The organism is Pseudoalteromonas sp. T1lg65, from assembly GCF_051930985.1.
Classification (GTDB): Bacteria; Pseudomonadota; Gammaproteobacteria; order Enterobacterales; family Alteromonadaceae; genus Pseudoalteromonas.
Genome location: NZ_CP196838.1, coordinates 278,078 through 292,255 on the forward strand (window position 1 = coordinate 278,078; position 14,178 = coordinate 292,255).

The 14,178-nt window shown below is 42.8% G+C and carries 11 protein-coding genes and 1 pseudogene; 4 read left to right on the forward strand and 8 right to left on the reverse strand.

Going from position 1 to position 14,178, the window contains the following annotated elements:
• Window positions 1-76: 76 nt before the first annotated feature.
• Genes ACSLBF_RS18605 through ACSLBF_RS18615 form a run of 3 tightly spaced genes read right to left on the reverse strand, consistent with a single transcriptional unit; the run spans window position 77 to window position 3,221 of the window.
• Window positions 77-1,591 (reverse strand): polyamine aminopropyltransferase, encoded by a 1,515-nt coding sequence (locus ACSLBF_RS18605; protein WP_440056894.1) that lies wholly within the window; start codon window positions 1,589-1,591, stop codon window positions 77-79.
• Window positions 1,592-2,383 carry a hypothetical protein gene (locus tag ACSLBF_RS18610; protein WP_440056895.1) on the reverse strand — a complete coding sequence of 264 codons (792 nt, stop codon included), beginning with the start codon at window positions 2,381-2,383 and terminating at the stop codon, window positions 1,592-1,594. It abuts the gene before it with no gap.
• A 13-nt stretch (window positions 2,384-2,396) separates the two neighbouring features.
• A complete protein-coding gene (locus ACSLBF_RS18615) occupies window positions 2,397-3,221 on the reverse strand; it encodes a DUF350 domain-containing protein (protein WP_440056896.1) in 825 nt (274 codons plus the stop codon).
• A gap of 419 nt (window positions 3,222-3,640) precedes the next feature.
• On the opposite strand from ACSLBF_RS18615, the gene ACSLBF_RS18620 reads away from it, so the two are divergent.
• Complete coding sequence (locus tag ACSLBF_RS18620; protein WP_440056897.1) at window positions 3,641-3,907, forward strand: hypothetical protein; 267 nt, start codon at window positions 3,641-3,643, stop codon at window positions 3,905-3,907.
• A gap of 45 nt (window positions 3,908-3,952) precedes the next feature.
• On the opposite strand, the gene ACSLBF_RS18625 is transcribed toward ACSLBF_RS18620, so the two are convergent.
• Window positions 3,953-5,335, reverse strand: coding sequence for an alkaline phosphatase D family protein (locus ACSLBF_RS18625; protein WP_440056898.1), 1,383 nt, complete (start codon window positions 5,333-5,335; stop codon window positions 3,953-3,955).
• Between the two features lie 167 nt (window positions 5,336-5,502).
• A pseudogene (gene norR, locus ACSLBF_RS18630) lies at window positions 5,503-6,507 on the reverse strand (nitric oxide reductase transcriptional regulator NorR); the annotation flags it as partial.
• Between the two features lie 110 nt (window positions 6,508-6,617).
• On the opposite strand from norR, the gene ACSLBF_RS18635 reads away from it, so the two are divergent.
• Window positions 6,618-7,577, forward strand: a complete 960-nt coding sequence (locus tag ACSLBF_RS18635) for a sensor histidine kinase (protein WP_440056899.1) — start codon at window positions 6,618-6,620, stop codon at window positions 7,575-7,577.
• A gap of 119 nt (window positions 7,578-7,696) precedes the next feature.
• Here the strand turns inward: ACSLBF_RS18635 and ACSLBF_RS18640 are convergent, their stop codons facing one another.
• The 3 genes from ACSLBF_RS18640 to ACSLBF_RS18650 form a co-directional block, all read right to left on the reverse strand.
• The gene (locus tag ACSLBF_RS18640; RefSeq protein ID WP_440056900.1) at window positions 7,697-8,341 is read right to left on the reverse strand and encodes a hypothetical protein; all 645 of its coding nucleotides are present in this window, start codon (window positions 8,339-8,341) and stop codon (window positions 7,697-7,699) included.
• A 674-nt stretch (window positions 8,342-9,015) separates the two neighbouring features.
• Window positions 9,016-9,555 (reverse strand): hypothetical protein, encoded by a 540-nt coding sequence (locus ACSLBF_RS18645; RefSeq protein ID WP_440056901.1) that lies wholly within the window; start codon window positions 9,553-9,555, stop codon window positions 9,016-9,018.
• A 130-nt stretch (window positions 9,556-9,685) separates the two neighbouring features.
• Window positions 9,686-10,732: a hypothetical protein gene (locus tag ACSLBF_RS18650; RefSeq protein WP_440056902.1), complete on the reverse strand. Its 1,047-nt coding sequence runs from the start codon at window positions 10,730-10,732 to the stop codon at window positions 9,686-9,688.
• Window positions 10,733-11,287: 555 nt separating this feature from the next.
• Here ACSLBF_RS18650 and ACSLBF_RS18655 point away from each other — a divergent pair.
• Both ACSLBF_RS18655 and ACSLBF_RS18660 read left to right on the forward strand, forming a co-directional pair.
• Window positions 11,288-12,346 carry a Kelch repeat-containing protein gene (locus ACSLBF_RS18655; RefSeq protein ID WP_440056903.1) on the forward strand — a complete coding sequence of 353 codons (1,059 nt, stop codon included), beginning with the start codon at window positions 11,288-11,290 and terminating at the stop codon, window positions 12,344-12,346.
• Window positions 12,347-12,505: 159 nt separating this feature from the next.
• A complete protein-coding gene (locus tag ACSLBF_RS18660) occupies window positions 12,506-14,050 on the forward strand; it encodes a CHRD domain-containing protein (RefSeq protein ID WP_440056904.1) in 1,545 nt (514 codons plus the stop codon).
• Window positions 14,051-14,178 lie beyond the last annotated feature (128 nt).

The following is a 14,178-nucleotide window of genomic DNA, read 5'->3' on the forward strand; positions in this document are numbered from 1 at the left end:
TGAGAGTTCAGCGAGGAAAATACAAATTAGCCGTGTGATTTATAGGATAACACTTCGCTTATACCGGCCTAGATGGCTAATTCCAATACTTCCAGCCATCAAGGTAATAATACAACACATGAGGCTTATCTAAGCTGCTTATCTTGCTGTTAGTATTACTTATATCTGCGGGAAACGTCATCAATAGAGGTTCTACATTTTGAGTGTAAAAACGTGTCTTAGGTAAGCGATTGTGGCTTGGCTCACAGTGACTTTTGCATGCCATCACAAAACCCCAATTGCCAAATGAGGGAATATCGACGTGGTATGGTGTAACTTTGTTAAAACCAGCCGCGGCTACGGTATTATGGATTGACCAAAATGCTTGTCCCGCAAAATACGGGCTGGTAGCTTGAGTGACCACAATACCTTGGTTGCTTAGTCGGTGTTTCACTAAGGTGTAAAATTGCTTGCTATAGAGCCGAGCTAAACTGATGGTTTTCGGGTCGGGTAAATCCACCACAATCAAGTCATAAAATGCCTTGGATTCTGACAAATAAACAAAGGCGTCTTGATGCCGAATTGTGACTTTTTGACTTGCCAATGCATCTTGGTTGAGTTGTTTTAGATAATGGTTGGAGCGTGCTAATTCAGCCACGGCTGGGTCTAAGTCCACAAGGGTAATTGAATCTATTTGAGGGTATTTAAGCAACTCTCGAATGGCTAGACCATCACCTCCTCCTAAAATCAATACGTTATTGACCTTTGCCAGTCTTTGCATTGCAGGATGAATAAGTGACTCGTGATAACGATATTCATCAATAGACGAAAACTGTAAACCACCATTTAAATACAACCTAATATCGTCCTTGTTTTTGGTCATAATGAGCTGCTGATAGTGCGATTGTTCGCTATGCACAATACGGTCTTCAAAAACCGTTTCATTCCAATGGTGGCTGAGTTGATTACTAAAAATCATAAGTCCGCCAAGTGCGCACATAACAAGGATTAACAGCCATTTCAGCAAGCGTGCTTGTTGTTTTTTGAATGTCGCAAAAAAGTACCACAATAGCGTCAACGCGATGGACAGGTTTATCAAGCCAAACAATATTGAGGTTTTAAACACCCCCAACCAAGGCAATAAGGCCAGCGGGAACACCAATGTCGCTATCAACGCGCCTAAATAGTCAATAGACAGGACGTTAGCCAAATTCGCCTTTAAGGTGTAGTGCTTTTCCATTAATCGCGATAATAATGGGATTTCCAGCCCGACAAAAATCCCAATGAGCGCAGTTAATAAAATAGATACGGCTTGAAAGTGAATACCCTGCGCATAGCAAAAATACAACAGAGGTACAGAGCTGCCACCAATTAACGCCAGCATTAACTCATAGACGATAAACTGCGCCAGTAACGTTTTATCACTCACCCATTTAGACAAGTACGACCCAATTCCCATAAATGCCATATACACACCAATGGTAATCGAAAATTGCGTAACACTGTCACCGAGGAAATACGCTCCTGTAGTGGCGATCAACAGCTCGTATATTATCGAACATAATCCTGCGACAAAAATGCTAAACAACAGGATATGGCTTTCTCTTAACACCTACTTTCCGCCTCTCGCGCTACCGGCTCGGAAATTAGCACCAGATAAACTCTGTTGACGTATGCTGCGATCTACTTCCATATTGGAGCGAGTTAAGGCATAGCTAGCATAGTTAATTTCATCGTCATCATTTGCGTAAGAAGCCGTAAACACTAAACCAACTAACCCCAAAGAAAAACACCAAGCATAAAGGTGTAAGCGAGAAGGTTTAGTTTTATCTGTAATTGGGTTTTTGCTGCCAGAGAGTGGTTTCCCTTCTTCCAATCGATGCCCAAGCACCACAAGACAGATAATAGCGATAAATACGAATGAATAAGCAATGGGCTTCATAAACCGTACATCGCCCCTGATCGGGACTACCCGAAAATAATACTTTGTATTGGTGGTTAAACGGCTACTGCTTGAGTCAGTTAAATAGAGATGATACGTACCTTTTTTGGCAAAACGAATATCAAACGTCGCGTGCTTTTTGGTTTCTGTCCACGCACCATCCGAGTCACGGCCTGACTCAGCCCAAAGGTCATCCCGATAGCTGAACAAATATGTTCCGTCTGCATGATACACTTCCATGTCCATGGCTTTCCAAGAATTCATCAACACAGTGCCTTTGATTTCAAAACGCATCATCTGACCATCTTCGAGCACATCGAACTGATAGGCTTTATCTTGATTAGCAAAATCAGAACCTGTTGCAAACGGCACTTTAGCGACAGGCTCTTGTAAAAAGTCACGACCAATAAAGCATAAAATTATGATCACCACAGACAAAATGAACGTCTTAAGTACACTCATAACACATCCTTCGTTATAGCGAGAAGAAGATTGCCACAGCAACACTTATCGCCACACTTCCCTCGATCAAGGAAACTGCGGTATTCCCATTGGCAATCGCTTTATCTATTTTAATGCTCGGCAGTAATACAACATCAGTCAATAAACGAACGAGCGGCAGTAGCACTAAGGCAATAACAGCGTCGATTAAAAACAAGCTAATACTTTGGGTAAGTTCTTCTGCCCCGCCTCTTAGCGCGTGCAACAAGATAATACCAGTGGCAATATTGGTTGCGGCAAAACTCACTGCCGCAGCGAGATTACTATTTTGTAATTCACTATGCAGATCAAAATCGGTTAAAGCATCATATAGCTTACTCGCGATCAGTAATACCAGTTGCGCAAGAACATAGAATACCGCCGCAGAGATAAAGCTGCCCTCGCCCATCAAGGCTCCAGAAATCACTAAGCCAGCGGTGATATAGCTCGCATGCTGCACAATGCCAACGGGTAAATTTTGATGAGTGATCAATTGCGCTTTATTGCAAAACTTAGGCAGTAGCACTTTATCGTTAATAACACGCGTGACTAACAGCAATCCTAAGCCAATCAATGCATACAGACTGACATTAATAAGATCAGTGACAAATCCCTTACTTGGTCCTTGTAACACAGCCACATAAATCATCGTCACAGCAATTAAAAAACCGCTGATGGACGTTGCTAGCGCCACATTATTGTTGTTTCCTATTTCTGTAAAGGTGTTGTATGGCGTAGTCGCGTTATAGAGCCATTTTGCAACAAAAATCACCACCAAAAACAGCACAAGATAACTTAAATCAATAAATGAGAAATCCATTTTTGTTTCCGTTTAATACCCAAAATTAATCAACGAGGGATTCTACCACACAAAAATAGTTAACCTCAGCTACGGATAAGCGTTTTGAAAGTGTAAATATTTAAAAGCTAGAAATTCTTCCAATCCAAGGATGTGATTTGGCTCAATATCAAGGCGTTTTTACGCGCGATAGCTGGCTACTACAAGTGAAAGCAACCAAAAGAGTGGACAAAATAGTATTATTGGGCAAATTCGCTTATCCGCCGTTGATGTTAGTTAGTAAATAGAGTGCATATTGCGTCGACATTTGTAGTAATAAAGGCCGCGAAACAACAAGTATGCAGTAGGAAGGAACGCACGCTAAATAATCCTCCACTCACAAATACTTGCACTCGAGTCAATACGCCCCCACTTAATCATTTTCAAGATCAAAGCGCTTTATGGAACTATTTAAAAGCTCGACAAGTTGGCCAAGCAGCATGCAACTTTTACTATCCGTTATTTTCATGATCGTTGTGATAAAAGCGATGTTTGCAATGGTAAAGTGGGGGAAAGGAATGCCTAAGGGTGCCTTTATATTCTTAGCCTTTATGCCATTAATATCGCTATTTCCGATTCCACCACAAGTGTTTAAAAACGTTGAAAAAGCGAAACAAGAACAACCAAAACGAAAAGAGAGTGATGGCGATAAGAACCACGACACATAATAAAGCCCTCGCTATTCATCGAGGGCTATGGATGTATTAACTTCATTAAAACTTGTATGTTTTGGCACCGAGTTTATCCCCTTTTCGAGCGTAAAATTCCACTTTCACTTGCTCTGGTGAGACTTGAACTTTAGTAAACGCGTCGGTGGGATACACGCTACTTGCCTTGGTGACCTTGAACGGTTTACCAGTCAAGGTTTCCAAATTGCCACTCAGCTTAAAACTTGCGCGTTTAGGATGAGGATAGGGCCAAAAAAATGCCGAAGATATTATCGAAGTAATTCGAATATCATCTTCTAATTCAAGCTGTGAAGCCATACAAGCGTGCACATCGCCAGTTAAAAACACCACTTTTCGCACCTTATGCTTGCTGATGTGCTCGACGATCTCATCCCGCTGTTTAATAAAACCATGCCATTTATCTGAAGACTCTGACTCGTAAAAAGGCACACTCGTGATAACAAACTTTACTCTTGAGCTACCATCTGCAAGCCAGTCTAATAGTGCTTTTTTTTGCCGTGGGCCGATCATTTCTCGATTCCCTTCGCTCAGCGATCGCTCTGTTCTACAATCGGTGACAAAAAAGTCACTGCATCCATCGCTATAGCTATACCAAAGGTGTGTTGGGGTTCCCGATATACGATTACCGTTTACCTCAAATAAGGGGCTGTGGCTCGCTTGATAGGTTGAGTATGAGTGAATTGCCGCTGGAAATTTTTTCAACCAGTCTTTTGGCGATGCTAAGGCAGGCCAGTTATCCTCGATTTCGTGATCATCAAGTGTCATATAGGTCGGCACTGTTGCCATTAACTGACGTAAACTTTTGGTTGTGAAAGCCTTTTGGTATCGTCTGTTATATTCATCTAAAGAGTCGTCGGCACCAAAAGCATTCAGGTCATCCGCATAAATTTGATCGCCACACATGATTAATTGATCAACTTTCACGCCTTTATCTATCAGCGCAAGTACCGACTTAAACGTCTTGTCACCACGATCATCCCACCACATACCGCCAAATAAACGTAAAATGTAACGACAAGAACCAAAAATCAATGTTCTAGTTTGCGTGTCATCTGCTGAAGCAGTTTTAAACCTGAAGGTGTCTAAATTTTTCCAATCTAATCGTTTTTGAGTATCTATCTCTTTGCTGTCTTCTTCAGAATAAAACCAACCCATTTGATATTCGTAACTGGTATCGGCTTGTAGTTTGGATAAGACAATAACACCGGTGAGATCAAAGTTTGGATTCATTTTAAAAAAAGTCGGGGTGGAGAAATCTGCAGTTCCTTTTTGGCGATACCGAATGACACCGTGGGCTTTTCTCAGCTTACCATCGTCTATCGATAGTTTTGCGCGACCAAAAACTCTTACCTGCTGATGTGACGCATGACCAATAATTGGGCCTACGGTTAGCTTTTGTACCTCCATGTTCCATCCTTATTCGCTTGTTAGAAATGATGATAAATTCATCATAGCAAGATAGTAGAGGAACTGAATTAATGCACATTTTTAGAATCTAAAAAGAGCTAAACGCGCTCCGGACTCCTAGCTAGCCGAGCAAAACAAGACAGGCAACACGTGAGTCGTTGCAACGCTTAGAGATGTTTTTTTATCCCAATATTGAGCCGTTTAGCAAGTCGAACTAAATTCGCTCTATCCACTTGCAGCGCTCTTGCAGCAGCAGACCAGTTTAACTCATTCGCCTCCAGTGCTTGTTTAATCAATTGCCGTTGAAAGTCATCTGATGCTTGTTTTAATGACACGCCTTCGACGCTTTTAATTGGCTGACTTGGTTTTATTACCGGCGCTAACTCTGCGGGCTGGAGATCACAATGTTGTGGCTCAATACGAATTATCTGTTTACGCCATTGTGTTTGTTTGGCTTTGAGCGCACTGCGACTAATCACATGTTCAAGCTCACGAATATTGCCCGGCCAGTCATACACCATTAATGCCTCAACAAGTTTCGGATCAAGTGTAAGTTGCTCAATAGCTAACTTCTTGCGCACCTGCTCAATAAAAAATCCAGCAAGCAAAGGAATATCATCTCGTCTTGCTCTTAGTGGCGGCACAGTGATCGGATAAACGCTAAGACGGTGATACAAGTCTGCTCGAAAGCGCCCTTTGGCGACTTCTTGCTCAAGGTCTCGATTGGTTGCAGCTATTACTCGGACATTCACATGTTGTATTTGATCTGCCCCAACAGGCTGAATCTCACCGCTTTGCAACACTCGCAACAACTTACCTTGAATCGCTAACGGCAACTCACCGACTTCATCGAGAAAAATAGTGCCGCCATCCGCCAGAAGAAACTTACCATCTCGGGTTTTATCAGCACCGGTAAATGCGCCTTTACGATGACCAAAAAATTCACTTTCAGCCAGACTCTCAGGTAAAGATGCGCAGTTTACTTGTACAAACGCTTGATCTGCTCGATGTGATAACTTATGGATGTTTCTAGCCACTAATTCTTTACCAGTGCCAGTTTCACCAACAATCGTTACGGTAAAGTCCGAGCTTGCCACCAATTGCACGTCGTTTTTCAACGCTTGCATTTGCGCGCTTTGCCCCACCATATCATGGGTGTCAGCATTAAGCGCACTGTGCAACTGAGCACGAAAACGAACTAGCACCGCTTTTCAACGCCATTAACCGCCTTGGCGTTCGCTTAAGCCAACAACGTTGGCAGTCGGCAGAAAGCCAACAGCTCGTGCAAACTATTCTTGAAAATATCGACATCGCCATTTTGGCGGTGGATAGTGAACAAAAAATTCAACTGTTTAACCTTGCTGCTGGCAAGCTGTTTTCAATCAATGATTCGCATATTGCAAAGCCATTAACAAATATTCTAGAGCCGTTGCAAAGCTTACCTGCTGGTCAAAGCCAACTGATTGAGCTACCCGTAGAGGGACAAACTCGACGCTTTAATTTACATACCCAACAATATATGAGCGAAGGCAATGCTTATACCTTAATCTTTTTAAATGATGTTCATGCATTGCTTCGCAACGAAGAGCGTTTGGCATGGCAACGTTTGGTAAGAGTGATGAGTCATGAGATCAACAATTCACTGTCTCCCATCGCGTCGATTTCACAAACATTAGCAAAGTTGGTATCTAAACAACCTGACTTTGCCATTAAGGCTAACCTCGTTGATAACCTCACATTTGTCCATGAGCGAGCGACTAACTTAGGTCACTTTATCGAAGGCTACAATCAGTTAGCCCGCTTACCCGAGCCTAACAAGCAGCCATACGAGCTAAAAAAACTGCTTAATGATTGCCAAAAACCGTTTAGCCATTGCCAATTTACCATAATCCCGAATACAGACATCACGCTCAGCATCGATCCCGTGCAAATTGAGCAGCTGCTCATCAATCTGTTTAAAAATGCTGATGAGTCCGCCCAGTCGCAAGGTCGTTCAACTGAGATCACGATTGATTGGCAAATTGAGCAAGCCCAATTAACCCTCAGTATTTGTGATAACGGCGTGGGGATTAGTAATAGTGAAAATTTATTTGTGCCATTTTACAGCACCAAAAAACATGGCTCAGGGATAGGTTTAGTGCTATGCCAACAAATTGCCGAAGCGTATTTAGGTCGCTTAAGCTTACACAATAGAAACGATACCAGCGGGTGTTGTGCAAAGCTGAGCCTACCGATTGGTTGAGTCACTATGAAGGGGCGTAGATATATCATTCCCCCTGCGCGTTGCTTGCTAGTTCATTCACTTATCAGACAGGCTATGCTCTGAACACTATGAGTGTATCAACAGGTTCACCACAGCTATCAAAAGACTAATATTTTTGCTGATACGTGATTAAATACAAACCTTAATTCTTTATAACCGTCAATTAAGACAGGCTGGACAGCAATACTAACTGGACGATCTGCTGTTTCGGAAATAAAGCTTTGAATAAACTGATCCGCTTGTTCTTCGTTTTCATAAATAACTGAGGCTGCGCAAACACTATCGCTGCAGTTGAACGTATCAAAAGTTAAATTAAGACTTTTATTCTCAATTAAGTTTTGCATTTTAGAAAGAAAAAATGCTTCCTTTTCAAAAGATACCGGTTCAACTTTCTCAAGAGTATTTACCATCTCGGGAAAATTCCTTTTCGCCATTAATGTCACAGCTATATTCTCATCTAATCCTTGATTATTCTCCAAATCATAAAAGGTTACAGAGTCAGTCTTTTCAATTTTATTGTTATTTTTATCTACCTTTTTGGAATTAGGAAGAAGATCTTTAGCCAATATTAGCTTTTTGTCTTTTTTATCAGCTTTTAAGCCTTCTCCATTCCCTTTTGGTTTCGAGGCTTCCAAATTAGACTTAGCAACATTATTACTATTAACACCAATATCAGTATTTAGATAAATAATAAAAGCAGCAACAAATAATAATGAACACCCGATAATTAATTTATTTCTCATTTTAAACTCCCTTTATTAGTAAAGCCATGCATTACAAATCTACACATGGCTTTACCAGATTAGTGTACCGTGATCGGCTCTCTCTGAGGCTGTGATACAGTACCACCACAACAATCTTCCACTGTCATCGGAGGTCCTGAGTTAATAGAGCACGCATTAGTGCATTGAAATGTTTTCCCATCTATCTTTGTCGTAGAATCAGCAAAAACTGGTACTGAAGCTGCAAATGCTATCAAAGTTACATATACTTTTATTTTTGACATCTTACATCCTTATTTTGATAATTTGATAATTTGATAATTTGATAATTTGATAACCTTTCAGCCTCAAAAAACCAACAACAGAGTAACCAAAAGTACCCTTTATGTAAACATGAAATTTATACTTTTAAAGTAAAACTGAAAATAAAGCGGTACTAGTTTTAGAAAAAACTCACGCGAATGAAAGACAAAAGTCAAAGCTTTTCGGCATGATTAACCTCAGCTGCGAGTAAGTGTTTTGAAAGTGTAGAGATTTAATAGCCCGTGATGATTCTCATTTTTCTAATGAGATTTTGTTCAATATAAAGGCCATTTTTACGCTGTAATAGCAGGCTAATTACAGGTAAAAGCAAAGAGGAGCGAGGACAAAATAGCATTATTGGGCAAATTCATTTATCCACACCCGTGGTTAATTTAGAAGGCCGATGAGTCATCCGATGTCGATTGCTCCTCGCTGGAGCTTGTGGTTTGCGTCGACGCCTTATTGTTGGCTTCATTAGGAACCTGTTTGATTGCTGTATTTGCTTGTGCTCCCGAGGTTCCGGTACCAAGGGCTGACGCGGCAATTTTTGTAATTGTCTCAAGTGTGTCGCGATATAAAGCAAGCGCTTCTTCTTTACTTAATTGTTGGTTTAAAGAAAGCTCGCAGGTGCGATATAACAGTGACCGCGATATAAGCGTAGTCGGATTTCGCCCACCGAGCATATCGGCGCCGACATTATCGGCTTCACCCAAGCCTGTTTTTGGTACCGTGACAGAAAACCCTTCACTGCGGGTTGCAACGGCATCTGGCGCAGGGGATACACAATACTTTTGCTTGGCATTTTCACCTTGAAAAACCACGATTTGTTGCTCGGCACTTTTTGCAACCACTTCTAAGCTACCCACCGAATATCGACTACTAACACTTTCATTCACAGTGCTTGAAGCACAGGCACCAAGTAAAAATATCATGTTAATTATCAGGCAACCCTTTACGCTGGGCCACAAACTTATATTCATATTTTTATTCTGCTATGACGAGTTTTCTAACTAACTGTAAAAAATGCAGCGAACTAAATCCGCTGCATCAACATGGTTTTAACTAATCTAAGATTGGTCGTGTCTCACCACGACTTTCGAAGCTACCTAGTGCAAATGCAGAGATATTATGAACATCACTGTTGGGGTAGCGCTGCTTCAACGTGTTCCAACCCACGCCCAACTTAATTGCATACTTTAAGGCGGAATCAAACTGGGATGTTGCGGTATTTTGGGTGGCTTTTACAATATCGACCCAGCCAAGAATATTATTATGTAAATTACCTAACTCTTGTGGATAGTGATTAATGATGTACTGATTTCTGCGGATGTATGCGTATTCCTCAGAGCGACTTTGTTCCAGAAAATATTCGTTGCCAGTACTGGACTTACGACCCGCAAAAAGCCACAGGTCTTCATGTAGCGCTTTGCCCATGTCAGTTGTACGCATGTACCAAGCACCGCCCAAATTAACCACTTGGCTGTCACTTGCGTGGTGATAAGCCTTAGCCATCGCAGCACCCTGTTGGGTTTTAACTACTCTGCCGTTACCGTAGCAATATTGCGTTGAGATATCGACGTCTTTCTCGGACAAGTTATAACCAACCGCACCATTAAGGCGCAACTTAGTTGCTGGAGATTTCTGGATACATGGATTGCTGCCACGAATGGTATCGCGAAAGTCTTCACGCAAATATGAATTTAGGTATGTCAGGCCATGCAGCGCTTCGATAGCAACTTGATGTTTGTCATGAGGGTCTTGGGTGATCCGATACGCTTCTGCGGCAAATGCCAATCGCGCATTCCATGCAGCCACATAAGCAGGTATTGCAACGGTTGAGTTGCCCTTGCTGATGTGTGACTCGACCAATGCTTGTAAGTCTCCGGCATCATTCATTATTTCCCAAGCCTGATCGTAATTACCCGATTTATACAATCTAATTTTGTTTGCCAACGCGATGCGTTTTTCAGTGATATCTTGCGAAGTCGCCTTTTCAAAAGCGCTATTGATAATATCTGCTACTTCTTCTTTGGTCAGAGGTTTTGGGCCAGTGCCAAAGATTTCACCCATTATTTTATTGCCCGCTTCACCAAGGATCGCGTTAACCACGTTTTCAGCTAACTTGGCGCCTAAATCGCTAGAGGAAAAAGCCTTCGGCTGTCCAATAGGAAAGAGGCTCAATAATAAAGCGGTAGCCAGTGTTGTTTTTTCATACTCTAATCCATTTTTTGGTTTTATCGTGGGCAGCTTCGCAATTACTACTTACTTATTAGTATTCACTTTAAATCTGCTTGTAGTGTGAACACAGTTAACGAATAAAATATGAATAAATTATGTATAAAAACAAATTTATCACTGTATGAGTCAAGTTTTTCCCTTATTTAGACATATCTCGTTTGAGGTGAGGGCATAATGACGCGGGACATTGATTTACTCTATTATAATTTGTAACTAATACTAAACGCTGATTTATAAACTCAGCTTCTCACGCTGATACAAAACACAATTGAAAGAATCTTGTAGATATCCGGTCGTTATTAATCTCAGCTTTGGATAAATGAGTAATATCATCCCTGCATGCGAGCTTTAGCTTTTAATCTAACAACAGCTTTCAAAACGATTCTCCAAGCCTGAGTTAAAAAGTTAATATTAAGGATACATTGAATGCAGCGTAGAACTTTTCTATCTCAATTTGCTTTAGGCGGACTTTGTTTAGCAGCCACAGCGTGCTCATTGCCAGCTATTACCTATTTGCGGCCATCTTCCCCCACTTGGCGCCGCCGAAAAGCAATGCCAAACGCTATGCAAGAAATCTATCCAACCGTTTTTCAAGACAAAATTTGTATAGCTGGCGGGCTGCAAAGCACCAATGAACCCGATGCACCGTTTGGTCACCTTGCCCCAACAACCGATTTACATCTGTATGATCCAATCCAAAACAGCTGGAGCAAAGGCGCAGATTTACCAGAAGCAAGGCATCACCTTGGGCTGGTTACCTGCCAAAATAAGCTTTATGGCATTGGCGGGTTTTATGCCGATAGACAAAATCCTTGGCAAGTACGGGCAAATGTTTATAGGAGCAATGAGCAGCTAACCGCGTGGCATGAAGTCGAAGCCTTACCCATTGCGCAAGCAGAATCAGTCTACGGATGCATTAACGACACAATTCACGTTATTGGCGGGCGGACCTTAAATACCCAGAACCAGCTAACTGATACCAGCGCACACTGGGTTTACGACAAAGGTCGCTGGTACCAAGGCGCACCGCTGGATATCGCTCGTAACTCTGCAGCTTCAGTGGTACATAATGGTTTACTTTATATTGTAGGCGGACGGCAATTTAGTCAGCATAACCAAAATCTAACCACCCTTCAGTGCTACGATCCTAAAGAAGATCGCTGGCGCAATCTAGCGCCTATGCCCAAAGCCAGTGCGGGCCTTGCGTGTGTCTATCATAACGGCCGCATGTACGTTTTTGGTGGAGAACAATATAGTTATCAGCACACGAAGTCTGGTACCAAGCTTATTGATGCTAGGGCATTTGACTCAATTTGGAGCTACGACCTAAATAGTGACAGCTGGCGAACAGAAGCGTTTACAATGACTACCACACGCCACGGCTTAGGTGCTGTGGCAGTAAACAACCAGGTTTATTTAATGGGTGGAGCGATTCAAGCTGGTGGAACAGAAACCGTAGACTTGCTCGAAACACTCGTTTTTTAGCCTGTGCGGTCACACTTGAGCAGCGTACTTATTAGGTACAATAAGCACAACGTTGAGTTTTTTTGTGTTTTCGGTGAACTTTTGAGCAATCACCTTCGTAAGGTTGGCAATGGATGATTTTTTATCATCCTTTTTAACCCAATCTTTAGGAAGAGTGTAATGAAAAAGTTTATATTAAGTGCTAGCCTCATGCTGCTTATGGCGTGCAGTGATAGTGACGACAACAACACAGTAACACCTCCAACACCAACCCCAGAGTTTTCAGCGACTAAAACCTTCGAGCTTACTTTAACGGGTAAACAAGAAGTGCCAATGAACAGCTCTATGCAAACTGCAACAGCAAACGTTGAATTGGATGAAAATCTAATGCAGTTTAGAGCAACATTGGACTATAGCGATGTAGAAGGTTTTAGTGCTGCACACATTCATGATGGTGATTTAGGTGAAAACGGCGAAGTCGCTTTTGCTTTCGAAGCTGCTAGCGACAATCAAGTCACCATTCCAATAACGGATTTAACCGAAGCTTTGATAGCGGATATGCTTGATGGCGATTGGTACATTAACTTACACACACAAAGCTTTCCTAATGGTGAGCTGCGTGCGCAAATTGTACCGGACACTACCAGTATTATCACCTTCAAACTCAATGGTTCCCAACAAGTTCCGATGAACCAGTCAGATGCGATGGGCGATGGTTACGCATCTTATGACAGCACCAACGGAGAGCTTTATCTACGCGCAGTAACTTCTGGTATCGATGATGCGACCGCCGCACATATTCATACCGGTAGATTTGGCGCCAATGGCAGTGTGCTAGTGGTACTTGAACAAGACGATGAAGTGATGACTGACTGGGTAACGCCAGAAGGCACCATGATTGACGAAGCAACCTTAACTACACTGCTGTCTGGTGGGCACTACGTTAACGTACACACCCCAGCGCTTCCCAATGGCGAGATCAGGGGGCAAATCTTAACCGACAACTTCGCGGTAGCGACATTTGACCTATCCGGGGCGCAAGAAGTACCTGCGGTTTCGACTATGGCCTCAGGCGATGGCTACGCGTTAGTCAATACCGATGATTATAGCGTTGAGCTACGTGTGGTAACTTCAGGCGTAGCAGATGCAACAGCGGCGCATATTCACACTGGTCGCATTGGTAGCAATGGCGATGTGCTTGTTGCCCTTGAACAAAGCGCGGATGATATGAACGTCTGGATGACGCCGCAAAACACCATGATCAATGCAGATATTTTTGCCGTGCTTGCCTCTGGTGGTCACTATGTCAACGTCCATACCCCAGCTAACTCAAGCGGTGAACTACGCGGTCAGATCCTAACCGAGAATTTTACCTTGGTCGCTTTTCCGCTCAGCGGAGCACAAGAAGTACCGGCTGTAACCACAACCGCCTCGGGTAGTGGATATGCATTGGTAAATCGCACTAATTTTGGTTTGGAACTACAAGTGTTGACTAGCGGTGTGGCCGACGCAACGGCGGCTCATATTCATACTGGCGTGGCCGGAGAGAACGGCCCGGTATTGCTTACACTAGCGCAAGACGAAAACGACGCGAATCGTTGGGTGGCGCCAACCGATGCAGCGCTAACCGCTGAAATTTTTGCGGTACTTGCCAGTGGCGGACACTATGTCAACGTACATACCCCAGCTAACCCAAGCGGTGAGTTGCGAGGCCAAATACAGTAACCCAGCATTTAGGCCCGCTCTCAGCGGGCCGAATTATACCAGATTACCACGTCGGATGGCGCTGCGCTTATACCGACCTACGGCTTCCCATCAATACAACAAAGCCTGCACGGGGCAGGCTTTATAAA